This is a genomic window from Rhizobium sp. SRI_017 (genome assembly GCF_057586295.1).
This window is the reverse complement of sequence record NZ_JBYCZP010000004.1, coordinates 228958-253808: the sequence shown is the minus strand read 5'-3', so window position 1 is coordinate 253808 and position 24851 is coordinate 228958. Positions and strand designations below refer to the sequence as shown.

At 61.3% G+C, this 24851-nt stretch carries 29 protein-coding genes and 6 tRNA genes; 17 read left to right on the top strand and 18 right to left on the bottom strand.

Features of this window, described 5'->3' with window-relative positions:
- Window position 1 precedes the first annotated feature (1 nt).
- Window positions 2-763, top strand: coding sequence for an SDR family NAD(P)-dependent oxidoreductase (locus AC2YI2_RS11465; protein WP_487386596.1), 762 nt, complete (start codon window positions 2-4; stop codon window positions 761-763).
- A 3-nt stretch (window positions 764-766) separates the two neighbouring features.
- On the opposite strand, the gene AC2YI2_RS11460 is transcribed toward AC2YI2_RS11465, so the two are convergent.
- Window positions 767-1024: a YARHG domain-containing protein gene (locus AC2YI2_RS11460; RefSeq protein WP_487386595.1), complete on the bottom strand. Its 258-nt coding sequence runs from the start codon at window positions 1022-1024 to the stop codon at window positions 767-769.
- Between the two features lie 132 nt (window positions 1025-1156).
- Here AC2YI2_RS11460 and AC2YI2_RS11455 point away from each other — a divergent pair, with 132 nt between their 5' ends.
- Window positions 1157-2572, top strand: coding sequence for an MFS transporter (locus AC2YI2_RS11455; protein ID WP_487386594.1), 1416 nt, complete (start codon window positions 1157-1159; stop codon window positions 2570-2572).
- Here AC2YI2_RS11455 and AC2YI2_RS11450 read toward each other — a convergent pair.
- The 4 genes from AC2YI2_RS11450 to AC2YI2_RS11435 all read right to left on the bottom strand — a co-directional run bounded on the left by AC2YI2_RS11450 (window position 2559) and on the right by AC2YI2_RS11435 (window position 5288).
- Window positions 2559-3599 (bottom strand): zinc-dependent alcohol dehydrogenase family protein, encoded by a 1041-nt coding sequence (locus AC2YI2_RS11450; protein ID WP_487386852.1) that lies wholly within the window; start codon window positions 3597-3599, stop codon window positions 2559-2561. The genes AC2YI2_RS11455 and AC2YI2_RS11450 overlap by 14 nt on opposite strands.
- A 250-nt stretch (window positions 3600-3849) precedes the next feature.
- Window positions 3850-4251 (bottom strand): (R)-mandelonitrile lyase, encoded by a 402-nt coding sequence (locus AC2YI2_RS11445; protein WP_487386593.1) that lies wholly within the window; start codon window positions 4249-4251, stop codon window positions 3850-3852.
- Between the two features lie 98 nt (window positions 4252-4349).
- Window positions 4350-5000 carry a pyridoxamine 5'-phosphate oxidase family protein gene (locus AC2YI2_RS11440; RefSeq protein WP_487386592.1) on the bottom strand — a complete coding sequence of 217 codons (651 nt, stop codon included), beginning with the start codon at window positions 4998-5000 and terminating at the stop codon, window positions 4350-4352.
- Window positions 5001-5212: 212 nt separating this feature from the next.
- Window positions 5213-5288: transfer RNA gene (locus AC2YI2_RS11435), tRNA-Val, on the bottom strand.
- A gap of 576 nt (window positions 5289-5864) precedes the next feature.
- Here AC2YI2_RS11435 and glgA point away from each other — a divergent pair.
- Together glgA and AC2YI2_RS11425 are read left to right on the top strand one after the other, a co-directional pair.
- Window positions 5865-7340 (top strand): glycogen synthase GlgA, encoded by a 1476-nt coding sequence (gene glgA / locus AC2YI2_RS11430; protein WP_487386591.1) that lies wholly within the window; start codon window positions 5865-5867, stop codon window positions 7338-7340.
- 128 nt (window positions 7341-7468) lie between these two features.
- Window positions 7469-7672, top strand: coding sequence for a hypothetical protein (locus AC2YI2_RS11425; protein ID WP_487386590.1), 204 nt, complete (start codon window positions 7469-7471; stop codon window positions 7670-7672).
- On the opposite strand, the gene AC2YI2_RS11420 is transcribed toward AC2YI2_RS11425, so the two are convergent.
- On the bottom strand, window positions 7655-8029 hold the full coding sequence (locus AC2YI2_RS11420; protein WP_487386589.1) for a response regulator: 375 nt from the start codon (window positions 8027-8029) through the stop codon (window positions 7655-7657). The genes AC2YI2_RS11425 and AC2YI2_RS11420 overlap by 18 nt on opposite strands.
- A gap of 136 nt (window positions 8030-8165) precedes the next feature.
- On the opposite strand from AC2YI2_RS11420, the gene AC2YI2_RS11415 reads away from it, so the two are divergent.
- Window positions 8166-8942 carry a Crp/Fnr family transcriptional regulator gene (locus tag AC2YI2_RS11415; protein ID WP_487386588.1) on the top strand — a complete coding sequence of 259 codons (777 nt, stop codon included), beginning with the start codon at window positions 8166-8168 and terminating at the stop codon, window positions 8940-8942.
- A 21-nt stretch (window positions 8943-8963) separates the two neighbouring features.
- Here AC2YI2_RS11415 and AC2YI2_RS11410 read toward each other — a convergent pair whose 3' ends face one another.
- On the bottom strand, window positions 8964-9200 hold the full coding sequence (locus AC2YI2_RS11410) for a DUF6894 family protein (protein ID WP_487386587.1): 237 nt from the start codon (window positions 9198-9200) through the stop codon (window positions 8964-8966).
- Between the two features lie 23 nt (window positions 9201-9223).
- A complete protein-coding gene (locus AC2YI2_RS11405; protein ID WP_487386586.1) occupies window positions 9224-9418 on the bottom strand; it encodes a DUF2934 domain-containing protein in 195 nt (64 codons plus the stop codon).
- A 137-nt stretch (window positions 9419-9555) separates the two neighbouring features.
- Here AC2YI2_RS11405 and AC2YI2_RS11400 point away from each other — a divergent pair, with 137 nt between their 5' ends.
- Window positions 9556-9840 carry a hypothetical protein gene (locus tag AC2YI2_RS11400; protein ID WP_487386585.1) on the top strand — a complete coding sequence of 95 codons (285 nt, stop codon included), beginning with the start codon at window positions 9556-9558 and terminating at the stop codon, window positions 9838-9840.
- Between the two features lie 109 nt (window positions 9841-9949).
- Here AC2YI2_RS11400 and AC2YI2_RS11395 read toward each other — a convergent pair.
- The 5 genes from AC2YI2_RS11395 to AC2YI2_RS11375 all read right to left on the bottom strand — a co-directional run bounded on the left by AC2YI2_RS11395 (window position 9950) and on the right by AC2YI2_RS11375 (window position 11665).
- A tRNA-Arg gene (locus tag AC2YI2_RS11395) sits at window positions 9950-10026 on the bottom strand.
- 36 nt (window positions 10027-10062) lie between these two features.
- Entirely contained in the window at window positions 10063-10368 is a 306-nt protein-coding gene (locus AC2YI2_RS11390) for an ETC complex I subunit (protein ID WP_487386584.1), read from the bottom strand.
- A gap of 90 nt (window positions 10369-10458) precedes the next feature.
- A tRNA-Pro gene (locus AC2YI2_RS11385) sits at window positions 10459-10535 on the bottom strand.
- A 63-nt stretch (window positions 10536-10598) separates the two neighbouring features.
- Window positions 10599-11087 (bottom strand): DUF192 domain-containing protein, encoded by a 489-nt coding sequence (locus AC2YI2_RS11380; RefSeq protein WP_487386583.1) that lies wholly within the window; start codon window positions 11085-11087, stop codon window positions 10599-10601.
- Window positions 11087-11665, bottom strand: coding sequence for a cold-shock protein (locus tag AC2YI2_RS11375; RefSeq protein ID WP_487386582.1), 579 nt, complete (start codon window positions 11663-11665; stop codon window positions 11087-11089). The genes AC2YI2_RS11380 and AC2YI2_RS11375 overlap by 1 nt, the downstream gene beginning before the upstream one ends.
- Window positions 11666-11854: 189 nt before the next feature.
- Between AC2YI2_RS11375 and gloA the strand changes: the two genes are divergently transcribed.
- From gloA to AC2YI2_RS11345, 6 genes are all read left to right on the top strand, one after another.
- Entirely contained in the window at window positions 11855-12295 is a 441-nt protein-coding gene (gene gloA / locus AC2YI2_RS11370) for a lactoylglutathione lyase (protein ID WP_487386581.1), read from the top strand.
- Between the two features lie 314 nt (window positions 12296-12609).
- Window positions 12610-13896, top strand: a complete 1287-nt coding sequence (locus tag AC2YI2_RS11365; protein WP_487386580.1) for a D-Ala-D-Ala carboxypeptidase family metallohydrolase — start codon at window positions 12610-12612, stop codon at window positions 13894-13896.
- A gap of 138 nt (window positions 13897-14034) precedes the next feature.
- Window positions 14035-14109: transfer RNA gene (locus AC2YI2_RS11360), tRNA-Glu, on the top strand.
- A gap of 148 nt (window positions 14110-14257) precedes the next feature.
- A tRNA-Glu gene (locus AC2YI2_RS11355) sits at window positions 14258-14332 on the top strand.
- A 68-nt stretch (window positions 14333-14400) separates the two neighbouring features.
- Window positions 14401-14475 (top strand) — tRNA-Glu (locus AC2YI2_RS11350).
- A 411-nt stretch (window positions 14476-14886) separates the two neighbouring features.
- Complete coding sequence (locus AC2YI2_RS11345; RefSeq protein WP_487386579.1) at window positions 14887-15285, top strand: hypothetical protein; 399 nt, start codon at window positions 14887-14889, stop codon at window positions 15283-15285.
- Here AC2YI2_RS11345 and AC2YI2_RS11340 read toward each other — a convergent pair.
- Both AC2YI2_RS11340 and AC2YI2_RS11335 read right to left on the bottom strand, forming a co-directional pair.
- The gene (locus AC2YI2_RS11340) at window positions 15236-16165 is read right to left on the bottom strand and encodes a flavin-nucleotide-binding protein (protein WP_487386578.1); all 930 of its coding nucleotides are present in this window, start codon (window positions 16163-16165) and stop codon (window positions 15236-15238) included. The two genes, AC2YI2_RS11345 and AC2YI2_RS11340, sit on opposite strands and share 50 nt — an antisense overlap.
- An 8-nt stretch (window positions 16166-16173) precedes the next feature.
- The gene (locus AC2YI2_RS11335; RefSeq protein ID WP_487386577.1) at window positions 16174-16779 is read right to left on the bottom strand and encodes a glutathione S-transferase family protein; all 606 of its coding nucleotides are present in this window, start codon (window positions 16777-16779) and stop codon (window positions 16174-16176) included.
- Window positions 16780-16882: 103 nt separating this feature from the next.
- Between AC2YI2_RS11335 and AC2YI2_RS11330 the strand changes: the two genes are divergently transcribed.
- The gene (locus AC2YI2_RS11330; RefSeq protein ID WP_487386576.1) at window positions 16883-17800 is read left to right on the top strand and encodes a LysR family transcriptional regulator; all 918 of its coding nucleotides are present in this window, start codon (window positions 16883-16885) and stop codon (window positions 17798-17800) included.
- A gap of 14 nt (window positions 17801-17814) precedes the next feature.
- Here the strand turns inward: AC2YI2_RS11330 and AC2YI2_RS11325 are convergent, their stop codons facing one another.
- Complete coding sequence (locus AC2YI2_RS11325) at window positions 17815-18147, bottom strand: hypothetical protein (RefSeq protein ID WP_487386575.1); 333 nt, start codon at window positions 18145-18147, stop codon at window positions 17815-17817.
- A gap of 381 nt (window positions 18148-18528) precedes the next feature.
- Here AC2YI2_RS11325 and lexA point away from each other — a divergent pair, with 381 nt between their 5' ends.
- The 4 genes from lexA to AC2YI2_RS11305 all read left to right on the top strand — a co-directional run bounded on the left by lexA (window position 18529) and on the right by AC2YI2_RS11305 (window position 22760).
- Entirely contained in the window at window positions 18529-19245 is a 717-nt protein-coding gene (gene lexA / locus AC2YI2_RS11320) for a transcriptional repressor LexA (RefSeq protein ID WP_487386574.1), read from the top strand.
- Window positions 19246-19533: 288 nt separating this feature from the next.
- Window positions 19534-20607 carry a GDP-mannose 4,6-dehydratase gene (gene gmd, locus AC2YI2_RS11315; protein WP_487386573.1) on the top strand — a complete coding sequence of 358 codons (1074 nt, stop codon included), beginning with the start codon at window positions 19534-19536 and terminating at the stop codon, window positions 20605-20607.
- Between the two features lie 4 nt (window positions 20608-20611).
- On the top strand, window positions 20612-21544 hold the full coding sequence (fcl, locus tag AC2YI2_RS11310) for a GDP-L-fucose synthase (RefSeq protein WP_487386572.1): 933 nt from the start codon (window positions 20612-20614) through the stop codon (window positions 21542-21544).
- 37 nt (window positions 21545-21581) lie between these two features.
- Window positions 21582-22760, top strand: a complete 1179-nt coding sequence (locus tag AC2YI2_RS11305) for an acyltransferase family protein (RefSeq protein WP_487386571.1) — start codon at window positions 21582-21584, stop codon at window positions 22758-22760.
- Window positions 22761-22823: 63 nt separating this feature from the next.
- Here the strand turns inward: AC2YI2_RS11305 and AC2YI2_RS11300 are convergent, their stop codons facing one another.
- Complete coding sequence (locus AC2YI2_RS11300; RefSeq protein WP_487386570.1) at window positions 22824-23894, bottom strand: BMP family ABC transporter substrate-binding protein; 1071 nt, start codon at window positions 23892-23894, stop codon at window positions 22824-22826.
- Window positions 23895-23928: 34 nt separating this feature from the next.
- Window positions 23929-24849, bottom strand: a complete 921-nt coding sequence (locus AC2YI2_RS11295) for an ABC transporter permease (protein WP_487386569.1) — start codon at window positions 24847-24849, stop codon at window positions 23929-23931.
- Window positions 24850-24851: the final 2 nt, after the last annotated feature.

The following is a 24851-nucleotide window of genomic DNA, read 5'->3' as shown; positions in this document are numbered from 1 at the left end:
CATGATACTCAAGGATCGGATTGCGATCGTGACCGGCGCGGGATCCGGCATCGGCCGGGCTGGCGCTGTCATCATGGCGCGCGAGGGGGCTGACGTCACAGTCTTCGACCGCAATATCGATGGTGCCGAGGAAACCGTCGCTCTCATCAAGGCCCGCGGCGGCAAGGCCACGGCGGTCGAGATCGATGTCACCGACGACGGTGCATTGAAGGATGCGATCGCCGACGTACATGCCCGCCACGGCCGGATCGATATCCTGCATAATCATGCCGGCGCACAGGTCGAGGGCAATCTCGAGGATGTGTCGATCGAGGGCTTCGACCGGTCGTGGGATCTCAATGTCCGGGCGCATTTCATTGCCGCGCGGGCGGTGATGCCGTTCATGCGCGCCGAAGGCAGCGGCGTGATCCTCAACACGTCCTCTAGCTCAGGTCTGCTCTATGATCGGGAGATGGTCGCCTATACGACGACCAAGCATGCCGTGATCGCGATGACCAAGCAGATCGCGGGTGACTATGGCCGCTATGGCATCCGTGTGAATGCGCTCTGCCCGGGCTGGGTGGATACGCCCTTCAACGGACCCTTCATCCGCCAGCTCGGCGGCCGGGCGGCGATTGAGGACTATATAAGGAGGCGGGTGCCGCTGGGGCGATGGGCCGACGTCGAAGAGATCGCCGAGCCCATCCTGTTTCTCGTATCAGACCGGTCGTCCTACGTCACAGGCCAGATCCTGGTCTGCGACGGGGGAGAGACGGTCGCCTGAGGCTTAGCAGCCGTAGTCGTTTTCCTGGCGCTTGATCTGCTGGATGCGGCGCTGTTCGCGGCGGGTGAAGTTGGGATTGTCGGTGTAGCAATCGCTGTTGTCGAACGTGTCCTGGCCGTCGCGGGTGTTGAAGCAATAGCCGTTTTCGTTGTAGATGGAGTTACGCTCGTACCAAAGATCGTAGCAGGCATCGGCGAAGGCTGGCTGCACCGAAGTCACGACGCCGACGACTGCCAGAATTGACAAAGTTGAAATACGCATAGCCCCACTCCTCATTTTGCTTTAGGTCGACTAGATCATATTGAAGACGTTGGCAAACGAGGAGTTATTCGACCCATGCAATCACCCCTAAAATAGTCTGCGCTGTCGAGCAACGCTTATCGGGTGACCCGCATGAACGCCTCCGAAGATGAAGTCTCCAAACCGCGTCTGCGCGATCTTTTCACAGCGGGCCGGACGCCGGCGACGCTGTTGCTCGGTGCGGGTGTCGGGCTCGAGGCGCTCGAATTCTACGTGACATCAAGTCTGATGCCATCGATGGTGCGCGATATCGGCGGGCTCGAGCTGCTCGCCTGGACGTCCTCGCTCTTCGTCGCGGCGATCGTGCTCGGCTCGATCTGTGTCGTCATCCGGCCGCGCGATGTCACGCTCAACCAGACCTATGTTGTCGGCGCGCTGCTTTTCGGCATCGGCTGCGGCGTCATCGGGATGGCGCCCAACATGATCGTGGTGCTCATCGGCCGCGCGGTGCAGGGTTTTGGCGCCGGCCTGCTGGTCACCATGGCCTATTCCTTCATTCGGTTCGTCTATCCGCCTGGCCTGCAGAATGCCGCCTCGGCCTTCTACAGCGCGCTCTGGGGAGTCTCGGTCTTTCTCGGGCCGTCGATGGGCGGGATGTTTGCCGAGGGCAGCCATTGGCGCTGGGCATTTCTCATCCTCATCCCCTTGGCCCTCGTCATGGCGCTGATCGCGCCGCGGGGTCTGCCTGCCGGCGACGATGATCGCGAAGCGGAAGCGGTGCCGCTCACGCAGATCGCGCTGGTGCTCGGTGCCATTCTCGCCGTTTCCTTCGCCGGCACGGCGGATGCCAATATCGTCCGAGTGGTCCTCATCGTGGTGGCGCTTGCCGCTATCGTCGCCCTGCTCTTCCGGGAACGGCGCTCATCCGCCCGCCTTTTCCCGGCGCAGGCGACCTGGCTGTCGCATCCGCTGGCGAAGACCTATCTGGTGATGTTCCTCATCATCGTGGCGCTGAATTCGGATATCTATGCGCCGTATTTCCTGCAGACACTGCATGGCGTCACGCCATTGTTAGCCGGCTATATTGTTGCCCTCGTGGCGCTGGGCTGGACGGCGGCGGGGATCGCCACCGCATCCTTCACCGGCCGCCAGGCGCTGATGTCGATCGTTGCGGGTGCGGCCCTCTGCGCGGCCTCGACGATCCTGCTTGGCCTCGTCATCAGCCAGGACAATACGGCGGGCCATGCCGGGCTAGTCGTCGCCATATCCGTCCTGCTGTTCGGCATGGGCGCCGGCATCGGGCTCGGCTGGGCGCATCTCATATCGCTGGTGCTGACGCGCTCCGACGAGGCGGAAGCGGACAAGGCGTCGGCCTCGATTAACCTGATCCAGTCGCTCGGTGCGGCTTTCGGTGCGGCAGCAGCCGGCGTGGTCGCAAATACCGCCGGGCTGGTCGATCCCGGCGGTGTTGCGGGCGCGGTGAAGGCCGGCTTCTGGCTCTATGTGGCGATGGGCTCGTTCGGTGTCGTCGGCCTCTTCGTTGCGATCCCGCTTTTCAGAAGGTCGTGATCACGTTGATGCCGATGTCGCGCGACGTGTCCATCGAGACCAGCGCCGGCACGGCCTCCTCAAGCGTGATGCGGCGGCCGACGAGTTTTTGCGGCGCGAGGCTGCCCTTTGCTATCATCGACAGCATCTCGTCATAGCGCCAGGCCTGCATGCCGTGGCTGCCATAGATTTCGAGCTCCTGGCTGATGATCTGCGCCATCGGCACCGGCGGGGCGGCATCGTCGCCCAGCATCAGGCCGACCTGGACATGGCGGCCGCGGCGGCGGAGGTTGCGGATCGAGTTGAAGCTCGTGACGCGATGGCCGAGCGCGTCGATCGAGACATGGGCGCCGCCAGCTGTGATCGCCCGCACCGCCTCCGGTACATCAGCGACCTCGCGGCCGTTGATCGCGGCGACCGCGCCGATCCCTTTCGCGAAATCGAGCTTGGCCGGGTCGAGATCGATGGCAATGACATTGGCGCCGATTGCGGCGGCTATCATCACCGCAGAGAGCCCCACCCCGCCGCAGCCGTGCACCGCCACCCACTCGCCCGGCCGCACCCGCGCCTGATCGACGACAGCGCGGAAGGAGGTGGCGAAGCGGCAGCCGAGGCTGGCCGCCGTGGCGAAGTCCAGTTCGTCAGGCAGATGCACGAGGTTGGTGTCGGCATAGTGGATGCCGACATATTCGGCGAAGGAGCCCCAATAGGTGAAGCCCGGCTGCTGCTGGCTGGGGCAGACCTGCTGGTTGCCGGAATGGCACTCCGTGCAGCGCCCGCAGCCCGCAACGAAGGGTACGGTGACGCGCTCGCCGAGCTTGAAGCGGCTGACATCGCGGCCGACGGCAGCGATGGTGCCGGCCAGTTCGTGGCCAGGCACATGCGGCAGGACGATATCAGGGTCGTGGCCGAGCCAGCCGTGCCAGTCGCTGCGGCAGACGCCTGATGCCTCGACCTTGACGACGACGCCATGCGGCTCCGGCGTCGGATCGGCCAGCGTCCGGATCTCCGGCCGCTCGCCGAATTTTTCGTAATACATCGCGCGCATCTGCAGCCCCTTCTTGTGTCGCGCGGAGAATGGCATGCGTATTCAGCTCGATAAAGCGTGGTGCGGCATGATATTTTCTGATGGACTGATCAGGGGTGGTGGCTCCCACTTCTCCCCAGCGGGGAGAAGTGCCGAGCGCATGCGAGGCGATGAGGGGGCTTCCCGGACGACCTTGGCGCTTCGCGCCCCCCTCATCCGCCCTTCGGGCATCTTCTCCCCGCTGGGGAGAAGCGGGAGCGAGAGCGCCCCCTCACGCCTCGCCGGAATACTGCGCGTCGTCGACATGCTCCAGCCAGTCGACCGCCTTGCCATCGAGCGCCTCCTGGATGGCGATATGGGTCATGGCGGTGGTCTGCGAGGCGCCGTGCCAGTGCTTTTCGCCCGGCGCGAACCAGACGGTATCGCCCGCCCGGATCGTCTCGATCGCCCCGCCCCAGACCTGGCAGAGCCCGCTGCCCGCGGTCACCACCAGCGTCTGGCCGAGCGGATGGGTGTGCCAGGCGGTGCGCGCGCCCGGCTCGAAGGTCACCGAGGTCGCCCTCACCCGCGCCGGCTCCGGGGCGTCGATCAGGGGATCCTGCCGGACCGTGCCGGTGAAATAGCTCGCGGGCGGAATGATGGACGGACGGCTGCCGACGGGGTGGATTTTCATGGTGTCCTCATGGTGTGATCAAAACGCTGCGTGATGCCTGTTCTAGCACGGCAAATTGACCCGTGTTTGACGGTCGCGGTCCACGTCCTCGCCAAGCGTCAGTACATCGTCTTCCTGTAATCATCCTCGAGTTCGTCATCCAGCTTGCGCATCTCCGCCTCGTCGCTGGGAGCGCCCGTCGTCTGGTCCAGGACGATCTTCGCAAGCGACGGCATTTCGCTGCGATCCTGGAAGTGATCCGGCTCCCACAAATGCGAGCGCCGGAAAGCCTTGGCGCAATGCATGAAGACCTCGCGCACCCTGAGCAGAATGGCAAGCTTGGGAACGCGACCTTCGACACTCATGGTCTCGAGGATATCTGGGTCCGTCACCAGACTGGCCTGGCCGTTGACGCGCAATGTGTCATCAAATCCCGGAATGATGAAAAGCAGACCGACGTTGGGATTGGCGAGAATATTGACCAGCGTATCGAGACGATTGTTGCCGGGCCGGTCCGGTATGGCCAAAGTATTCTGGTCGAGGATTTTCACAAAGCCGACCGGGTCACCGCGCGGACTGACATCCGCCCTGCCCTCCGCGCTCTGCGTGCCGACGCAGATGAAGGGCGAACGCCGGATGAACTCCTGGGCATGCTTGTCGAGTGCGGGAAGACATTTTTGGGCGGCGAGAGGATGCGTCGCGTGGAACAGGTTGCGGAGGGATTGTTCGTCTGTGATGACGAATTCCGGATTGATCTTGAATTCCCCCATACCGCTGCCTCCCGCAGTTTTGTCGTCCGACCCAGTCTCACCAGAGTTGTCTGTTTGATTGTTAGTGTATTGGCGGTGCTTGGTCTATCGGCAAAATGAGGTACGCACCTCAATACGGCAATCCAGCGACGATGGCCTTGACACGTGCCTAAATCCCGTCGCCCTCGAAATCCGAAGAACGCCAAGGCTTGCAGCAATATCAAAGCTTGGAATGGTGGGCGATGACGGACTCGAACCGCCGACATCTTCGGTGTAAACGAAGCGCTCTACCAACTGAGCTAATCGCCCCCGCGGGAAGATCGGCTGGACGCCGCCCCTGAGGTGCCGCGCATGTAATCTGATTGGCCGGTGAGTGCAAGGCGAAAAATGAGGGCGCCCCACGCTTTCGGGGCGCGGGGCGTGTTCAATTCGATGCGGCTGGGTTGTTCTATCCGTCCGTAGGCCCGCTCCATCTTGCGGGCCGGTCGTTTTCGTCCGGATTGGGCAGCGGCTCCTCGTCCGGGAGCCGGTCTGGTTCGGGTTCCTTGACCGGCGGCACGATGTCTGGGGGCATCGGCGGGACGGTTGGCGGGCTGCCGGGTATGGGTTCCATGGCCATGGCGCGACCTCCTCTCGATCGCACAACCGAACGCGGCAAAGATGGTTCCGCTAAGGCCCCGAATCCGGCATAGTGATTCGCACAAAAGACTTTGACTTTCTCCCTTTTGCATCGCACCATTCCTTTGTATGCGCCGCGTCATAAGACGGACGATAAACTTTCGCGGCCAGGAACGGAAAATGTGTCGAAACGTTGTCTCGCGAGTAAGCGTGCATTAATCGTGTGGCTTTACTTTAGGCTTAGTTTCTGAGGGATCGGGCGCAGGCATGAAGGTACTTTCCGTCACATCGGAAGTCTATCCATTCGTCAAAACCGGGGGTCTCGCAGACGTCACCGGTGCGCTGCCCAAGTCCTTGCAGACATTCGGAATTCGCACGATCACGCTGGTTCCCGGCTACCCTGCCTTGCTGCCGATGGCGCGCGCCGGTGCGCCGCTACTGGTGTTCGACGAGATTCTCGGCGAGGCCGCATCGCTCCGTCACATCCAGACCGAAGACCAGGTGCTGTTCGTCCTCGACATCCCCACGCTCTACGACCGGCCCGGCGGCCTCTATCTCGACGAGGCCGGACGGGACTTTGCCGACAACTGGAAGCGCTTTGCAGCGCTCTCCCTCGCCGCTGCGCGGATCGCCGATGGCGTGCTCCCGGGATGGATGCCCGACGTGGTCCATACCCACGACTGGCAGACCGCGCTGACCTCCGTCTACATGCGCGCCATGGGCAATGGCACGCCTGTTGTCGCGACCATCCATAACCTGGCCTTTCAGGGCCAGTTCGCCGCCGCCCTGTTCCCCTATCTCCAACTGCCGATATGGGCCTTCTCGGTCGACTGCATGGAATATTACGGCGACATGTCCTTCCTCAAGGGCGGGCTGATGACGTCGGATGCGATCACCACGGTGAGCCCGACCTATGCGCGAGAAATCCTCACCCCGCGTTTCGGCATGGGGATGGAAGGTGTACTGGCGCTGCGTCGCGACAAGCTCAAGGGTATCCTCAACGGCATCGACGACGATATCTGGGATCCGTCCGATGATCCCTATCTCGCCCATGGTTTCGACACGACCTCCCCGCAGGATCGCCGTTACAACCGCGCGGCGCTCTGCCGCGAATTGGGGCTCGACGAGGATGAAGGTCCGATTTTCGCCGCCGTCAGCCGACTGACCTGGCAGAAGGGCATGGACATGCTCGCCGACGTGGCCGAGGAAATCGTCTATCGCGGCGGCAAGCTGATCGTATGCGGCCAGGGTGATCCGACGACACAAGAGCTCATGCTGCGGACCGCAGCGCGCTTTCCCGGTCGCGTGGCCGTCTATGTCGGCTATGATGAGCGGCTTGCGCATCTCATCCACGGCGGCTCCGACGCCGTGATCCAGCCGTCGCGCTTCGAGCCCTGCGGGCTGACCCAGCTCTACGCTCTGCGCTATGGCAGCGTGCCGATCGTGTCGCGCACCGGCGGTCTTGCCGAAACGGTGATCGATGCCAATGATGCGGCGATGGGCGCGGGCGTGGCGACCGGCTTCCAGTTTCACCCTGTCACCACCGAGGGACTTCGCCATGCGATCCGCCGGGCGATCGAAGTTTACCAGTCACCGGACCAGTGGCAGCGGCTGCAGAACCAAGGCATGACCGCCCGCTTCTCCTGGGAGCGGAGCGGCGGCCTTTACGCCAAGCTCTATCATCAGCTTCTCGACGAAGCCGAAAGCGGCAACGACAATATCCGCAGCCGCGCGGCGGGCTGACCGGCTCACCAACTGAGCGTCTCCGATCTTCCTTTTCCGGGAACTATCTCCCTCGCTTCTCGTTAGCATCGCACCAGGGAGTGCGTGCTGTCGGCACTTTCACGCCTCAAAACGAGAAAGAGAGATCCATGCTGCATCTTGATTCGTTCCCCATCGACACGACACCTCATCCGGCAGGCCAACATCCGGCAGGCCAACATCCGCCGGTGCCGGATGACGCTCAGGTTCTTAGTCCTGAAGAAGTGGATATCCAGCTACCGCGGGAAACAGTCGAACAGATCGCCGTCCCGGCCTCGATCAATGGCCGGGATCTGTCACAAGGACAGCCTTAGGGAACGTTCGATCGCCAAGACGAGTTCTGACTGGGTACAGGGCTTGGATAGCCATATGGCGTCGCCAAAGGCGGCGGCCTCAGGCGCGCTGTCATGCGTATGGCCCGAATAGATCACATAGGGCGTGCCCGCGTCCCGCAGGCGTTCGGCGACCGGCGCACTCAATCCATCGCTGACGAAGAGATCGAGGATCGCAAGATCGGCCCTCTCACGCTCAAGCCAATCGAGCGCGTCGCGAGACGACACTTTGTGATGAACACTCTTTGCGCCGGCCGAAAGCAGCATTCCTTCGAGATCCAGCGCAATCAGTGCTTCGTTCTCGACGAGGAGAATAGTTTGAAATCGGTTGGTCGCCACTCTTCGTCCCCTGTGCTGTCGATCAGCCTACAGCCTGCATAAGTGGAAGTCACGTTCAGTACGAAAACGCACCAACAGGTTCGCTCCGCTTGCGGGATGAAGCGGCCGACCCTAATCAATCGGAGACGAGAGCATAATGTCCGGAAATGCCGTGATTTTTAGCGAGAAGAGTTCCGCCGCTCTCGCCGAGCGGGGAAGAAGAATGGTGCCGCAGGACAAGATTCGTAACAAGCTGCTCTCGCTCTTGCCGCATCACGCGTTCGAGACGATCGCCGATGCACTCGAACAGATCGAGCTGCCGCGCGCCTACGTCTTCTCCAATCCCGACACGCCTGCCGACCATGCCTATTTCATCGAAACGGGCATCGGCTCGGTCGTGGCGATCACGCCTCAAGGCCAGCGCTCCGAGGTGGGCATCTTCGGCCGCGAAGGGATGACGCCGGCCAATGTGGTGCTGGATACGGCGTCGACGCCCTATGCGATCTTCATGCAGATCCCCGGCTATGGCTACCGCCTGCCAACGCATGTGCTTCGCGAGGCAGTGCGCAAGAGCGAGTCCCTGCGGCAGCTGCTGTCACGCTTTGCCCATGCGATGTCGGTGCAGACCTCCTATACCGGCCTTTCGAATTCGGTGCATCGCATCGACGAGCGCCTGGCCCGCTGGATACTTATGTGCCACGACCGGACGGCCGGCGACCAGATCGCGCTGACGCATGAATTCCTCTCCGTCATGCTCGCCGTCCGCCGATCGAGCGTCACGACGGCGTTGCACGTCCTGGAAGGCAAGCATCTGGTCTATTCAGAGCGGAACCTGATCACGATCCGCGACCGCCGCGCGCTGGAACTCTTCGCGGGCGATGCCTATGGCGTTCCAGAACGGGAATATGGGCGTCTGATCGGCCCGATGCGCTGACCATCGCTCATTCAGTCTGGATCAGCGAAGTCGCAACACAGTGCGGAGCGGCATGCGCTCGAGTACTTGATCGTCGGCATCCGCGATCTCGAAGACCTGGCCATCGAGCACGGCACCCTCCCGCAAAAGCTCCGCGAGCAGATCGCGCGCAGCGCCCTCGGCCTCTGAGATTGCCGAAGCGAGGTCGGGCAGTTCGGTGCCATCCGGATCGCGGATCAACCCTGCCGACGACCTTATGTGGAAATAATACCGCGGCATGATCTCTCGCAGGCTTCGCGGCCTCAGCGCTTGTCGTCCTTCTTTCCGGCCGGTGCCAGATGGACGGGTTTCTTGACTATTTTTGGGGCATCTTCGAGACCGTGCATCTCTTCTGCGGCCTTGCGCCAGTGCTCTTCATGCTTTCCATGCGGCCGTCCTTCCCGCTCCCAAATCGCGTAAGCACGCTGCTTTATCAATTCGTTACGGTCGACTTCCATTTGCCTCGCCTCCAAATTTCCGCTCACGATTGAATGCCGAAGGGTCACTCCGTGTTCCCGTGCGCTTCCGTACCGTGCCAGTTGCAAGCGGTAGGCTTCCAGAGCAGAGTGCGGGAAATTTTCACCTGGAGGAAAGCATGAACCGCCTGATTTTCGCAGCCATCGCCGTTCTGACACTCAGCGCACAGGCGCCCGTCGCCTGGGCGGTCGAGGATGGCGACATTATCGGCCAGTGCCTCGAGGATAATGAAGACGAGGGCCAGACCAAGCAGGCGCTCGCCACCTATTGCTCCTGCGCCAACGAGAAGATGATGCAGGACAACTACGGCAAGGACATCGACATCTCCGAATGGGAGAAGATGAACCCGGACGGCCAGGAAGCCTGCTCGAAGGAAGCGGGCTGGGTCAGCCAGCCGAATTGAGATCAACCCTCTCGATCATGCATGGGCGGCGCGAGGGCCGGCGATCGATGAGAATCGCCGGCGCGGCAGCGCTGTTGATTCCGCGGCGTTGATCGGGAGATGTGAGAGGTGGCGATCCCTGCAGGGCTCGAACCTGCGACAACCTGCTTAGAAGGCAGGTGCTCTATCCAGCTGAGCTAAGGGACCGTTCCGGTTGCGGACGGGCCGCGGCGCCCTGCCCGCTCAATGCGTCCAGGGCTGGGTGCGCGTGAACTTGAAATTGTCGGTATAGGACACGCTCTTGCGGGTCGCATCCTTGGGCTCTATCACCCGGTATTCGATGCCTTCGCGCTGAGCGTACGCTTCCGCCAGCTCGCGCGTCTCGAAGGTGAGCTTGAGCTGCTGGCGCATGTCGCCCGAACCGGTATAGCCCATGATCGAATCGATCACCCGCGGGCGCTCCTGGTCGAATTCCAGAACCCAGAGATGGGTCTTCGCCTTGCCGGACTGCATCGCGGTCTTGGCGGGTCGGTAGATCTTTGCCGGCATCTGTTGGTCTCACCCCGTATTAGCGCGATCGCGCACATCATAGTGCCACAAGATTACTACGAGGCAAATGACCGATGCACGATCATCGAATGGTCGGAGTGGAGAGATTCGAACTCCCGACCCTCTGGTCCCAAACCAGATGCGCTACCAGGCTGCGCTACACTCCGTGCCGTCCGATGCCGCTGGATTACACAAACCAACCCCGGCCCGCAACCGAAAAAACCCATTCTTCAGGGCTTTGCAGCGACTGCGGCAATTGTCGCACTCTCCACCTTGTCTCCGGAGGCGATTCCAAGCCTGGCTGCGGTGCCAGCATTGAGTTCGAGGACGAAATGCACCGGCTCGCGAGAATCGATGATCGCTTCGGACTGCGGCACGGTATCGGCCGCAATACGCGAGATCGTGCCATCCTCGGCAATGAACAGCATATCGAGCGGCAGATAGGTATTCTTCATCCACATCGCTACCCGGCGGGTGAGCCCGAAATCGAACAGCATTCCGTGGTCGGCTGCCATCTCCTTGCGGTTCATCAGTCCCTGGGCGCGCTGGTCGGCCGAGACGGCGAGCTCGACGGTGAACGCGGCCGTCGTTCCGTCAGCCTTGCGGATCGTCAGCTCTTCTGTGGTAAAGGTCGCAGAGAAAGCGAGCGCCGAGGCCAGCACAAACAACAAGAGCGCCACGAGGGCGCTCAGCGTCGATCGCACGGACATGCGCTTCATCAATGAGCCCGGTTCACGGGATTGACGACATCGGGATGAATTTCGGCGGCCATCAAACCCTTGTCGCCATCGCCAAAGCGAACGAGCACGCTCTGGCCGGGACGCAGCTCGGTGATGCCGTAGCGTCGCAACGTTTCCATATGGATGAAAATGTCTTCAGTGCCGTCGCCGCGTGTCAGGAAGCCGAAACCCTTGGTGCGGTTGAACCATTTGACGATGGCGCGCTCGAGCCCGCTCGACGGCGTGACCTGAACATGCGTCCGAATCGGCGGAAGCTGCGACGGATGAATGGCTGTCGACGTGTCCATGGAGAGGATACGGAAGGCCTGGTAGCCGCGGTCGCGCTTCTGGATCAGGGCAACCACGCGCGTGCCTTCCAGGATCGTCTGGTAGCCGTCGCGCCGAAGGCATGTCACATGAAGGAGGACATCCGCCTGTCCATTGTCCGGTATGATGAACCCGAAACCCTTGGCGACATCGAACCATTTGATGACGCCCGTGATTTCGATCAGGTCAACCGGCTCGGCAGCCATGTCCTCGAAGAGAGAAACACTCTTTGAAGAAATCCTATCCGCCATCCTGTCTCGCCCCTACTTACGCCACATACCGGTTAACTGATTCTTCACTTCTCAGATTAACATCCCGAAATGATACAGATGCAAGTCCCGGTAGGCAAAAAACCCAGGACATCTGATCCCATAAATGGCTTGCCTCAGGCTGTCTTTCTGTCCAAATTCCCGCCGGCAAATCACGAGAGAGGAACTCCCATGCGCTACCTTCACACCATGGTCCGCGTGACCGATATCGAGCAGTCCCTCGACTTCTATTGCAACAAGCTCGGCATGGTGGAGATCCGCCGACACGAGAACGAAGCCGGACGCTATACGCTGGTCTTCCTCGCCTCCACGGATGACGTCGCAAGCGCCAAGGAAAGCAGCACGCCGACCATCGAACTCACCTACAACTGGGACCCCGAAGACTATACCGGCGGTCGCAATTTCGGCCATCTCGCCTACGAAGTCGACAATATCTATGAACTCTGCGCCAGCCTGCAGGCCCAGGGCGTCACCATCAACCGTCCACCGCGTGATGGTCGCATGGCTTTCGTCCGCTCGCCCGACGGCATCTCGATCGAGATTCTGCAGAAGGGTGGCGCGCTCGCGCCGGCCGAACCCTGGCTCTCGATGCCGAACACGGGCAAGTGGTAATCACGCAAGCCTGACACAAGCCCTGGACCGGACGAACCACGCTTTCGCCGCATTTGGTAAGCATCGCGTTTCCGGGGCAACCGCCGCCGCTGGTTTCGGGCAAGGCAGCCGACATAGCGTTCCAGGGCGGTGATCACGGCAATTTTACCGTGGTTTACATTCCGAGATTTTGTGTCTAAACAAAATTCGCCGGAGTCAAAATCATACTAAATGGGATGGGACGGATTTTGCCTGAGTACCGGATCAAGAGCGCAAGCAACCGGTTAGTACCCTGGGTACTATTTGCCGCCACCATGTTGGGCCTGGGCGGCTGCATGGCCTCTCCCGCCGACCAGCTTGCTCAGATCCAGACGACTGCGAACGCCAATCCTACCACGCTCGTCGAACTCGCGGCCCAGCAGAACGCCAAGAATACGACTCCATCAGACATCGAGCAGCAGGCGCAGGCCGATGTCGAGTCGCTCGATACAGCCACCGTCGATGGCGTGGAGCAGGCGCAGACGGACCAGCAGGGCCTGCTGACACAGCCCAAGAACATCGCGGCCACCCGCAGCAGCATCTTCTCCACCCAGGGCGACCAGTTCATCGACCAGGGAGCAACGCAGAAGACGGCACGGCTTGGCAACCAGCCGGTCGACGTGACCCAGTCGAGCATCTACAGCAACAACAGCGTCGAAGCGGTAATCGCTGCGGATGCTGCGACTGATCCGACGGCTATGGTGCCGAGCTATGAAAGTCTTGCCGAGCGCATGGCGGTGCCCATGCCCAATTCCGACGAGGTCGAGGAAGTCCAGAAGGTCGCGATGGGCGACACCGAAATTCCGATCCTCGACGCCAGTGCGACACTGGCAGCGAATGCGCTGGCCGAGCCGGACAAGATTACCTCACAGGAAGTGGCATCCGCCGACCTGGCAGCCGTACAGGCCGAGATAACGACCAACACCCTTCCGACGACGCGCACGACCGCCGAAAAGAAGCCGCTCACGCTGGCGGACCTGTTCCGCAAGAGCAATTCCGAGGACTTTGACGGCGACCGCTTTGCCAAGAAGAAGAAGGTCGTGACGCGGGGCATCCCCAATATGCAGACGGCTGCGCTGAGTGACGACACCTTGCCGGGCGTTAACACCAACGCGATGTTTCCGACAACGACGGGCCTCGAAGACGAAGACCATGACGAGGATGACCAGCCCGCCGGCCTGATGCAGCTTGCCGCGCTGCCCTCGATGACTCGCATTGCGCCGAACGGCCTCTATGTCCAGACCGACAAGGTGGAAGTCAGTTGCCTGCGTCCCGAGCTGGTTTCGATGATCCGTGTGGTCGAGGACCACTACAAGCGTCCAGCCATCATCACCAGCGGCTTCCGCGACCCGCGTCGCAACCGCCGCGCCGGCGGCGTACGCCACTCGCTGCACACGATGTGCGCAGCCGCTGACATCCAGGTGCAGGGCGTGTCGAAATGGGCCCTCGCGGACTTCCTCCGTTCGCTCCCGGGCCGCGGTGGCGTGGGTACCTATTGCCATACGGAGTCGGTGCATATCGACATCGGTGGCGAGCGCGACTGGAACTGGCGGTGCCGCCGCAAGAAGCGCATGCGCGGCTGATCGGGCCGGATGCCCTGCGCTAACACCATGACAACGCTGGCAATTTTGCCGATTTCCTTTCTCAGATAATTTCTTTTGCTGGAGCGCAAATTTGCGCTTGCGGCCCCGGAACAAGCTGGCTATAAGCCACCCGTTCGCGCGCCCTTCGTCTATCGGTTAGGACACCAGATTTTCATTCTGGGAAGAGGGGTTCGACTCCCCTAGGGCGTGCCAACTTCTCCCCCTTCCTCATCGATTATTCCATGCATTGAATGCCTTCCTGGCAATTCTTCATGTCTCACATGAAATTTTTGCGATGGAATTGCTGCGACCGACTTGCGTGAATCGAATCCGCTGTTATAAGGGCGCCATCGAAGCGGATGCGCCCTTCGTCTATCGGTTAGGACACCAGATTTTCATTCTGGGAAGAGGGGTTCGACTCCCCTAGGGCGTGCCACCTCGACAATCATGACATGATGATGACGCTTGCGGCGGGCTTCGGCCTTGCCTATATTCGTGAGCGCTGCGCCCATCGTCTAGCGGTCAGGACGCCGCCCTCTCACGGCGGTAACACGGGTTCGAGTCCCGTTGGGCGTGCCAAACTTCATGAAATCGTAAATGTTGCCCGATCAGATCGCCGGCATGCTTCGGATATGTGGCTAACCCCTCGGCTTGTCGAGATCGATATTGAAGGAGTTGATGACCGTGTCGGATCCTGGTGGAATTGCCGAAATTCCAGCCCCTCAGGTCGCCCGAGATAGTGGTGCTTTTCTTCATCACCAGGTCGTGGCCGAATGTTGAATCCTCGCGGCTGCCCACTATGTCCCGTGATGAGACGCTCGCGAACACACCGGGAAGCAGTTTGAGTTAAGCTTGTGCCGCACGACGACAGAAAGTGTCATCAGGTGGACCGGCGTTTCCCTCTGATCCAGGACCGATGGCCGCCGTCCGAGCTTCCGTGATGGAACTCTGTGCCCGGTCCGCGACTTTCCGTTGGGAAAGGAGCTTGCCATGTACAAGCCAGCCAAGCATCCCGCGGCAGATGACAACCGAGAAAAGCGTGTGCCCGGCGATCCCGGCGTCGGTGGGTTGATTTCCGATCCCCTGGAACCTTCCGGCCCGCATGACAAACCTGATCCAAATGCAGGCCGCCAATCGCCCGACCCCGAACCGCCGCGTCATCACGGCGATTGGATGCCGCCAAAGAAGGACGTGGCGCGCGCGCGGGGGCATCGCCTGGCCGCCATCATGCGGCGAAAGTCACGGAGTGGCATGCCGCGTGCGCTGTTTCGCGAGGAAGACGACACCAGCCTTGAGGATCTCAAGGCGCTCGCGCTGGCCCATCGACATCAGTATGCGCTCAAGCCTCTTTCGGCAGGAAGGGTGACCACTCGTCGAAACGCCATCTGAGAGCCATCGTCGCCGGCCGCCAGAGGATGCGTGTCGGCTCGAAGCTCCAGAGGCGCTCCGCGCCCGGATGCGACGCCGTGTCGGAGGGCATCGGCTGCAGTTTGGCAACACCCGTCATTTGCAGCATGTCGCCTGTCTCGAAATCCACGAAGGTCAGGCCGGCCCGCGGATTGGCCAGGATATTGCCGAGCGTATTGAAATACATGTTGCCGGCGTAATCGGGGATCGTGAGGACGCCGTCATCGACATGCACGAAACCAGCCGGTCCGCCGCGATGTGAAACATCCACGGACCGTTTCCGATTCCGCCCCTCCACATAGGTCGCGACGAATAGAGTATCCGCGCGCTGGACGAGGTCGAGCGGCGCGCCTTCCAACCGAGCAAGTTGCGTCGGAATCGCCCGGGAGATGGCGGCGGGATCACCGACGAAGACGGGCTCCCGGCGCTGGATATATCTTGGACAATTTCCAAAGCTCTGGTCGACATGCAGGGCAAACCCCTCCCCGTCGCGGATCACGGTGCCGTTCAGCCTGTTCCGCCGCCTGGTCGAGAGATCGATGCCCAGCAGCGCAGCGGAGGCACCGTCTTCCAGACCCGCATCTGCAGGATCATGCTCATCCCGAGACAGATCGAGATGCAAATGATGTTCATCCTCGGCATGCAGGAAGCCGGGATAGCCGGTGCGAAGCGTAGCCCAGGCGTCGCCTCGCCCATCGACGCTGCCAAACACGGCCATCGGCAGCAGTGGATAGAATTCGCGATGCTGCTGGATGAGGTGGTCCCGGATGGTCTTGCTGCCAATCTCCGCCATACGCTCGGCGACACCCACCGAGCGTTGCAGCGCGACTTCACCGGCATGCCAAGGTGCGTGTTCTGACATGGCGCACCTCAGGCGGCACGATTTGCGTGCGGGAATTCGACGAAGCCCGGAAGCGCCTCGATATATCCCAGCCAGCGATGGATATGGGCGTAGTCGGTGAGCTCGACATTGCCCTCCGGCGCACGCGCCACGTAGCTGTAGAGCGCGATGTCGGCGATCGTCGGCGTCTCGCCACAGATGTAGGGGTGCGCTGCGAGCTGGTGGTCGATGAGGCGCAGGATGGCATGGGCGCGCGGGATGACTTCGTCGGGCCTGTAGGGCGCCTTGAAGACGGTGATCAATCGAGCCTGTGCCGGGCCATGGGCAAGCTGGCCGGCGGCGACCGACAGCCAACGCTGGACGGCGGCTGCACCCAGGGCATCGTCCGGAAGCCAGTCAGTTCTGCCGAACTTCTTGGCGAGATAAACGAGAATGGCATTTGCGTCCGAGATGATCGCGCCATCGTCATCGAGCACCGGCACTTGCCCAAAGGCATTGAGTTCGAGGAACTCCGGGCGCTTGTGCGCGCCGGCGGCGAGATTGACTTCAATCTCTTCGTAGTCGGCACCGACCAGAGACAGGAACAGCCTGACACGATGCGAATGGCCAGACAGGCGGAAAGAATAGAGCTTCATGATCAATCTCCAGATTACATACCGAATATGGGCGATGTTCTGGAATTGATAATCCTCATAGAATGCTCTAGATTATTGCTGAATTGGCAATAATGGGCATTCGATGAATCGGCTCGAGGCTATGCGCATCTTCGGTGAGGTCGCCGATCGCAGCGGCTTCGCCGGCGCGGCGCGAAAGCTCAATCTCTCGCCCTCTGTGGTCACGCGCGCGGTCGCGGGGCTCGAGCGCGACATCGGAGCGAAGCTCCTGGTCCGGACGACGCGATCGGTCAAGCTGACACATGCCGGCGAACGCTATCTCGCGGATTGTCGCCGCATCCTGTCCGAAATCGCCGAAGCCGAAGCCAATGCTGCAGGCAGTTTTGCAGCGCCGGCGGGAGCACTCACGATCACCGCGCCGGTATTGTTCGGCCGGCTTTATGTTCTTCCGATCCTTCTCGATTTCCTCGACAAATATCCTGCGATGCAGGTCCGTTTCTTGTTGCTTGACCGGGTCACGCATCTTGTCGAGGAAGGTATCAATGTCGCGGTTCGCATTGCGCATCTGCCGTCGTCTGCGCTGACCACCCAGCGGGTCGGCGCGATCCGGCAGGTCGTCTGCGGATCGCCCGCCTATTTTGACCGTGCGGGCATTCCGCACGTACCCGACGAGCTCGCGCAGCATCGACTTATCGGGCGCGATGGCATTTTCGGCGGATCCGAATGGCGATTTGGTCGGGACGACTCGATCCGCGTTGCGATTTCCACGCGCTTCATCTGCAACACCAACGATGCTGTGATCGAGGCGGTGCTGAGCGGCTGGGGCATCTCCCGCTTCCAGTCCTATCAGGTCGCCGAACCGATCGCTGCCGGCCAGCTTGTTCCGGTGCTCACGGACTACGAGCGCGAGCCGGTGCCCATCCATATTGTCCATGCAGAGGGACGCGAGAGTTCGGCACGGCTTCGCGCCTTCGTCGATTTCGCGGCGCGACGGTTGCGTGCCGATCCACGGCTGCAGATCGCATCCGATGGACGGAGATAGTCACTGGCGGGGATTTATGCGGCTGCGCCGTCGGCCGAGACCCATTGGCCTTTGCGGCGCGATTTCACGTCGTAGCAGGCCTTGTCGGCCGCCGACACCAGTTTGGAGACGGATTGCGCCGCGCCAGTGATCGACTTGACGTCGACGCTGGCGCCAATTCCATAATTCTTGCCACTGAAGACAGGATCGAGAGCCGCGACCGCCTTGGTGATCCTGTCACAGATGCGATCGGCAAGTCTCGCGTTGGCACGCGGTCCGCCCGCTGGATGCGGGCGACCAAGCCAGGGACCTGCGATAAGCTCGACATCGTGCCGGCATATGTCGATCCTTGAGGCGGTTCCGCCCATTGTTTCACCTCAGCGACGGGGATGATGAGGCGCTGCCAACGCCCTGACAGGCGGCAAGGGTGCGGACATTTTCACCTTCGCGGCAACGGACTGGATTTCACGCTCGCGAAGTCTGGCAAGAATGCGCGCTTGTCGGCTTTGTCGGCGGTGACATCCTTCTCATCGGCATCAAGCCGACTGAGATAGACGCGAGCGACTTCACCGCCATCTGACAGGTCTAAAACCGAACTACGGGGCGCGCGAGCGCCGCGTAGTTCGGCGTGCGAAATATTCTTATTGATCCATGCAGATATAAGCAAATTTTAAACCCTTGCAGAACATACATGGAACATATAGTGTTTGTTCCAGATTTGTTTCACCGATTCTGCCCGGGGATAGACGATGCTCACCAGAAAACAGCAGGAATTGCTTCTCTTCATTCACGAGCGGATGAAGGAGTCGGGAATTCCGCCATCTTTCGACGAGATGAAGGATGCGCTCGATCTCGCGTCCAAGTCCGGCATCCATCGGTTGATTACTGCCCTGGAGGAGCGCGGCTTCATCCGGCGCCTGCCAAACCGGGCGCGTGCGCTCGAGGTCATCAAGCTGCCCGAGGCCTATTCGCCGAGCGTGAAGCCCACCAAGGGTTTTTCACCCAGCGTCATCGAGGGTTCGCTCGGCAAGACGCCTGCCCCGGCATCACCCCGACCGTCAGCCAACGATGATGCCGATGGTTCAGTGTCGATCCCCGTCATGGGGCGGATTGCCGCCGGTGTGCCGATTTCAGCAATTCAGAATACCACGCACGACATTGCCGTGCCTGCGGGCATGATCGGCGCAGGCGATCATTATGCGCTCGAGGTCAGGGGTGACTCGATGATCGAGGCCGGCATTCTCGACGGTGATACGGTCATCATCCGCAATGGCAACATTGCGAGCCCAGGTGACATCGTGGTGGCACTCGTCGACGACGAGGAAGCGACGCTCAAGCGGTTCCGCCGCAAGGGCGCTTCGATCGCCCTCGAAGCCGCGAACCCTGCCTATGAGACACGCATCTTCGGCCCCGATCGTGTCAAGATCCAGGGTAAGCTTGTCGGGCTGATCCGCCGCTACCACTGATAACGCAAGCGCGTCGACGGAACATTTCTGAAGCCCGTGCGTTCAGGCAGCGTACGGGCTTTCGTCTGTCTGCAAGACAGGACGATTGCAGTGTTTAGCGACCTTCGGTATGGAAGGCCGCAGGGGCAGAAATTTCAAGGTCTTCGAGCTTTCGCCGGTGCGGTTCCGGTTTCCGGATCGCCTCTTTGCCGTGCGACCGGGTTCTGACATTTTGCCGCCCCAATCGGCCACTAGCGCCAAGGCCAACGGGTGAGACATCCCACGGATTGCGTTCAACAGGAGACGTCATTGAGCACTGAGAAGAGAAAAGTTGCGCTCGTCACGGGCATTACCGGCCAGGATGGCGCCTATCTCGCCGAACTTCTTCTCGAAAAGGGCTATATCGTCCACGGCATCAAGCGCCGCTCCTCCTCGTTCAACACGAGCCGCATCGAGAGCATCTACCAGGATCCGCATGTCGAGAACCAGCGATTCATCCTGCACTACGGCGACATGACCGACTCGACCAACCTGATCCGCATCGTGCAGGAAGCGCAGCCGGACGAGATCTATAACCTTGCGGCGCAGAGCCATGTGCGCGTGTCTTTCGAGACGCCGGAATACACGGCAAATGCAGATGGCATCGGCACGCTGCGCCTGCTGGAAGCGATCCGCATTCTCAAGATGGAAGAGAAGACCCGCTTCTATCAGGCCTCGACCTCCGAGCTCTATGGCCTCGTGCAGGAAGTCCCCCAGCGCGAGACGACGCCATTCTATCCGCGTTCGCCCTACGCCGCGGCAAAACTCTATTCCTACTGGATCACGGTCAATTACCGCGAAGCCTATGGCATGCATGCCTCAAACGGCATCCTGTTCAACCATGAGAGCCCGCTGCGCGGCGAGACCTTCGTCACCCGCAAGATCACCCGCGCCGCCGCCGCCATCCGCCTCGGCAAGCAGGAAAAGCTCTATGTCGGCAATATCGACGCCAAGCGCGACTGGGGCCATGCCCGCGAATATGTCCGCGGCATGTGGCTTATGCTGCAGCAGGACAAGCCGGACGATTACGTGCTCGCGACCGGCGAGACCACGGAAGTGCGCCAGTTCATCAACTGGGCTTTCGAAGATGTCGGCATCAATCTCGAATGGCGCGGCCAGGGCGTCGAGGAGAAAGGCTACGACCAGCTTTCCGGCAAGATCGTGGTCGAGATCGATCCCCGCTATTTCCGCCCGACCGAAGTCGAACTCCTGATCGGCGACCCGTCCAAGGCTCACCAGCAGCTTGGCTGGAAGCACGAGACCTCGGTGCGCGACCTCTGCCGCGAGATGGTCAATGAAGACCTCAAGGTCATGCAGACCGCCACGGTGATGAAGGAAGCCTGAGCCGATGTATTCGCTAACAGGAAAGCGGGTCTGGGTGGCCGGCCATCGCGGCATGGTGGGGTCCGCCATCGTCCGGCGGCTGGCCAGCGAAGGCTGCGAGGTGCTGACCGCCTCTCGCCAGGATGCCGACCTGCGGAACCAGGCCGAAACCACTGCCTGGATCGAGAAGACCAGGCCGGATGCGGTGTTCTTGGCAGCCGCCAAGGTCGGCGGCATTCTCGCCAACGACACCTATCCGGCGGACTTCCTCTATGACAACCTGATGATCGAGGCCAACATCATCAACGGCGCCCACAGGGTGGGTGTCGAGAAGCTGATGTTCCTCGGCTCGTCCTGCATCTACCCGAAGTTCGCACCACAGCCGATCACCGAAGACGCTCTGCTGACCGGACTGCTGGAACCGACCAACGAATGGTATGCCATCGCCAAGATCGCCGGCATCAAGCTCTGTGATGCCTTTCGCAAGCAGCATGGTTCGGATTACATCTCCGGCATGCCGACCAATCTCTATGGCCCCGGCGATAATTTCGACCTCAATTCCTCGCATGTCATGCCGGCCCTGATCCGCAAGGCGCATGAGGCGAAGCTGTCCGGCGCACCCTCGATCACCATCTGGGGAACCGGCACGCCGCGCCGTGAATTTCTCCACGTTGATGATTGCGCCGATGCCTGCGTGCACCTGATGAAGAACCATTCGGCGCCAGGCCATGTGAACATCGGCTCGGGCGAGGACGTGACCATACTTGAGCTGACGCAGATGGTCTGTGACGCCGTGGGCTACAGGGGCACGATCGAGCACGATCTGACCAAGCCTGACGGCACACCACGTAAGCTTATGAGCGCCGACAAGTTGCGGGGCATGGGCTGGAAGCCCTCGATCGAGCTCAAGGACGGGATCAGTGCGGTCTACCGCTGGTTCCTCGACAACAAGGCCTGAACCGCGCAAGCGAGCCGGCCTTACGACTGGAGAGTTCATGGCCGAGAGCAGGCACCAACTGGCATTTCTCGACGGGCTGCGTGGCATCGCCTCCCTTTGGGTCGTGGTTGGTCACGCCATGTTCCTCACCGGCTACAAATTGATGATCCTTGCCGAGCCCGACATGGCCGTCGAGCTCTTCATCATCATCTCCGGCTTCCTGATGACCTATCATTACCAGGCACGGGAGACCCGCGAGCCCTGGATGGCGCCCGACACCTGGAAGACCTTCTGGGTCAGGCGCTTCTTTCGCATAGCGCCGCTCTACTATGCCTGCCTCGCCGTCGCCCTGTATTTCGGACCAGAGCTCTGGCAGGCGCGCCTCGATGCCGCCTCGATCATGCCCGGTGGCGTCGAGGAACAGGCGCGCTATGCCGACCGCTATCTCGACCAGTCGCTGACGAATATTCTGATGCATGTCAGCTTCGTCTTCGGCGCGACCTGGACGCATAATTTCCGCACCGCCCTGCCCGACTGGTCGATCGGGCTCGAGATGCAGTATTATCTCGTCCTGCCTTTTCTGATGATCGCCGTGCTCAAGCTGGGCCGCGTTGCCGGCATGGCGCTGCTGGTCGGGGTGATGGCACTCGTCGGGACTTGGCTGGACCGCAGCGGCTTCGTCATCGGCGCCTATTCGATGCTACCGATGAAGTTCCACCTCTTTGCCGCCGGCATGCTGATGGCGATGACGCTGAAGGCCGATGCGAAGTGGAGATGGCTGCTGATCCTGGGCGCGATTGCCGTGATCTTCGTGCCGCTCGGCGGCGGTCGCTCGGCAATGCATCGCGCCATCAAGATCGGCATCGTGCTCGGCTTCCTGGCGCTGCTCTACAAGGACCGCCTGCCGGGCCTGCTGCAAGGGCCTGTCAGCGTTCTGGATAAGGTGTTCTCCAATCCGTTCAGCCGCTGGATCGGCGATGTCTCCTATGGCGTCTACCTGATCCACCTACTGGTCATGCTGCCGGTCTGCGGTTGGCTGGCGCTGAGCTTCCCTGATATGACGCCTCTGCCCCGCTTTGTCTCAGCGCTGGCCCTGACCTGCGTGCTGACTTACGGTTCCGCATGGCTCTGCTATCGCCTCATCGAGGAGCCGGGCATAGCGCTGGGTCGCCGAATTGCGTCCCGATTCCAAAAGCCCAAGGCCGATGCGGCGTTGCCCGAGAAGAATCCTGCCTGACGCAATGCCAATGAAAAACCCCGCCATCGCTAACGGGGTTCTCTGTTTGTAGGGTTGATCGCCTTACTTCGGCAGGTCGCCTTCGACGCCTTCGACATAGAAGCCGAGGCCGAGCAGCGTGCCGTCGTCGGCGCTCTCGCCGTCCTTAAGCCAAGGCGTGCCGTCCTGTTTGTTGATCGGACCGGTGAAGGGCTTGAGCGTACCGGCTTCGATCGCGGCCTGGGTTTCCTCGGCCATCTTCTTCACGTCGTCTGGCATGTTGGTGTACGGCGCCATCTGCAGGATGCCGTCCTTGAGGCCGTCCCAGCTCGATTGCGACTTCCAGCTGCCATCGAGTGCGGCCTGGACGCGCTTGATGTAATACGGGCCCCAGGTGTCCTTGATCGCCGTCAGCTGCGCCGTCGGACCGGCCTTGATCATGTCGGAGGCCTGGCCGAAAGCCTTGATGCCGCGCTCTTCGGCGATCTGCATCGGGCCGGTCGAGTCGGTGTGCTGGGTGATGATGTCGACGCCCTGGTCGATCGCTGCCTTGGCGGCGTCGGCTTCCTTGCCGGCATCGAACCAGGTGTTCACCCAGATGACCTTGAGTTTGAAGTCCTTGTTGATCGAGCGGGCACCGATTTCAAAGGAATTGATGCCCTGCACGACCTCGGGGATCGGGAAGGAAGCGATGTAGGCAGCGGTCCCCGTCTTGGACATCTTCGCGGCGATCTGGCCGAGGATGTAGCGGCCTTCATAGAAGCGCGAATTGTAGGTCGCGACGTTGTCGGCGGTCTTGTAGCCGGTCGCATGTTCGAACTTCACGTCCGGGAACTTGGCGGCGACCTTCAGGGTCTGGTCCATGAAACCGAAGGAGGTGGTGAAGACGAGGCGGCATCCCGAGCGCGCGAAACGTTCGATGGCACGTTCGGCGTCCGGGCCCTCGGGCACGTTTTCAAGCGCTTCGGTGGTGATCTTGTCGCCCATCGCCTTGATCAGCTCCTGGCGGCCGAGTTCATGGGCCTGGGTCCAGCCGCCATCGGTCTTGGAGCCGACATAGAGGAAGCAGACCTTCAGCGGATCGGCAGCATGGACGATGGTGGAAACACCGATCATGGCCGCGGTGGCGGCGAGGGAAAGAAGCAGTTTCTTCATTGTTGATCCTCTCTTGGACGTTGTTTTCATTCTATCAGCGATCCGGAACGAAGGACTTGCCCAACGAAGCCGGTGTATTGATCTGGGTAAGGCGGCGATTCTGCGAGATCACGATCAGCACGACGACCGTCGCCACATAGGGGAGCGCCGACAGAAACTGCGACGGTATGGCGATGCCGAAGGCCTGGGCATGAAGCTGGCCGATCGAAACCGCTCCAAAGAGATAACCGCCGACCAGTAGGCGGTAGGGCCGCCACGATGCGAAGACGACAAGCGCCAGCGCGATCCAGCCGCGCCCTGCGGTCATGTTTTCCACCCATTGCGGCGTGTAGACCAGCGACAGGTGGGCTCCAGCAAGGCCGGCACAAGCGCCGCCGAACATTACCGCGAGATAGCGGATGCCGATGACATTGATGCCGAGCGCATGCGCCGAACCGTGATTGTCGCCGACCGAGCGCAATACGAGGCCGGCGCGGGTGCGGAACAGGAAATAGTTCACGCCGATCACCAGTGCGATCGAGACATAGAAGATCAGATCCTGGCCGAGCAGAACCGGGCCGACGAAGGGAATGGATTTCAAAACCTCCGGCAGGAAGGCGCCGAGCTTGGTGCCCTGCTGTCCAACGAAAGACTCGCCGATCATGCCGGACAGACCGAGCCCGAGAATTGTCAACGCGAGCCCTGTCGCGACCTGATTGGCAACCAGACTGAGCGTCAGAAAGCCGAACAGCAGTGACATCGCAACCCCGGCAAGCGCGCCGGCGAGCGCACCGAGCAGCGGCGAGCCTGATGTCAACGACACGGCAAAGGCGATGACGGCACCCATGACCATCATGCCCTCGACGCCGAGATTGAGCACACCGGCGCGTTCCGTCACCAGTTCGCCGATCGAAGCCAAGAGCAGCGGCGTCGAGGCGGTGATGATGGTGATCAGGATCGATTCGAAAACGCCCATCG

Coding starts and splice junctions, on each gene's coding strand:
- AC2YI2_RS11465 (WP_487386596.1), top strand. CDS start 2: ATGATACTCAAGGATCGGATTGCGATCGTGACCGGCGCGGGATCCGGC.
- AC2YI2_RS11460 (WP_487386595.1), bottom strand. CDS start 1,024: ATGCGTATTTCAACTTTGTCAATTCTGGCAGTCGTCGGCGTCGTGACT.
- AC2YI2_RS11455 (WP_487386594.1), top strand. CDS start 1,157: ATGAACGCCTCCGAAGATGAAGTCTCCAAACCGCGTCTGCGCGATCTT.
- AC2YI2_RS11450 (WP_487386852.1), bottom strand. CDS start 3,599: ATGCGCGCGATGTATTACGAAAAATTCGGCGAGCGGCCGGAGATCCGG.
- AC2YI2_RS11445 (WP_487386593.1), bottom strand. CDS start 4,251: ATGAAAATCCACCCCGTCGGCAGCCGTCCGTCCATCATTCCGCCCGCG.
- AC2YI2_RS11440 (WP_487386592.1), bottom strand. CDS start 5,000: ATGGGGGAATTCAAGATCAATCCGGAATTCGTCATCACAGACGAACAA.
- glgA (WP_487386591.1), top strand. CDS start 5,865: ATGAAGGTACTTTCCGTCACATCGGAAGTCTATCCATTCGTCAAAACC.
- AC2YI2_RS11425 (WP_487386590.1), top strand. CDS start 7,469: ATGCTGCATCTTGATTCGTTCCCCATCGACACGACACCTCATCCGGCA.
- AC2YI2_RS11415 (WP_487386588.1), top strand. CDS start 8,166: ATGTCCGGAAATGCCGTGATTTTTAGCGAGAAGAGTTCCGCCGCTCTC.
- AC2YI2_RS11410 (WP_487386587.1), bottom strand. CDS start 9,200: ATGCCGCGGTATTATTTCCACATAAGGTCGTCGGCAGGGTTGATCCGC.
- AC2YI2_RS11405 (WP_487386586.1), bottom strand. CDS start 9,418: ATGGAAGTCGACCGTAACGAATTGATAAAGCAGCGTGCTTACGCGATT.
- AC2YI2_RS11400 (WP_487386585.1), top strand. CDS start 9,556: ATGAACCGCCTGATTTTCGCAGCCATCGCCGTTCTGACACTCAGCGCA.
- AC2YI2_RS11390 (WP_487386584.1), bottom strand. CDS start 10,368: ATGCCGGCAAAGATCTACCGACCCGCCAAGACCGCGATGCAGTCCGGC.
- AC2YI2_RS11380 (WP_487386583.1), bottom strand. CDS start 11,087: ATGAAGCGCATGTCCGTGCGATCGACGCTGAGCGCCCTCGTGGCGCTC.
- AC2YI2_RS11375 (WP_487386582.1), bottom strand. CDS start 11,665: ATGGCGGATAGGATTTCTTCAAAGAGTGTTTCTCTCTTCGAGGACATG.
- gloA (WP_487386581.1), top strand. CDS start 11,855: ATGCGCTACCTTCACACCATGGTCCGCGTGACCGATATCGAGCAGTCC.
- AC2YI2_RS11365 (WP_487386580.1), top strand. CDS start 12,610: ATGGCCTCTCCCGCCGACCAGCTTGCTCAGATCCAGACGACTGCGAAC.
- AC2YI2_RS11345 (WP_487386579.1), top strand. CDS start 14,887: ATGTACAAGCCAGCCAAGCATCCCGCGGCAGATGACAACCGAGAAAAG.
- AC2YI2_RS11340 (WP_487386578.1), bottom strand. CDS start 16,165: ATGTCAGAACACGCACCTTGGCATGCCGGTGAAGTCGCGCTGCAACGC.
- AC2YI2_RS11335 (WP_487386577.1), bottom strand. CDS start 16,779: ATGAAGCTCTATTCTTTCCGCCTGTCTGGCCATTCGCATCGTGTCAGG.
- AC2YI2_RS11330 (WP_487386576.1), top strand. CDS start 16,883: ATGAATCGGCTCGAGGCTATGCGCATCTTCGGTGAGGTCGCCGATCGC.
- AC2YI2_RS11325 (WP_487386575.1), bottom strand. CDS start 18,147: ATGGGCGGAACCGCCTCAAGGATCGACATATGCCGGCACGATGTCGAG.
- lexA (WP_487386574.1), top strand. CDS start 18,529: ATGCTCACCAGAAAACAGCAGGAATTGCTTCTCTTCATTCACGAGCGG.
- fcl (WP_487386572.1), top strand. CDS start 20,612: ATGTATTCGCTAACAGGAAAGCGGGTCTGGGTGGCCGGCCATCGCGGC.
- AC2YI2_RS11305 (WP_487386571.1), top strand. CDS start 21,582: ATGGCCGAGAGCAGGCACCAACTGGCATTTCTCGACGGGCTGCGTGGC.
- AC2YI2_RS11300 (WP_487386570.1), bottom strand. CDS start 23,894: ATGAAGAAACTGCTTCTTTCCCTCGCCGCCACCGCGGCCATGATCGGT.
- AC2YI2_RS11295 (WP_487386569.1), bottom strand. CDS start 24,849: ATGGGCGTTTTCGAATCGATCCTGATCACCATCATCACCGCCTCGACG.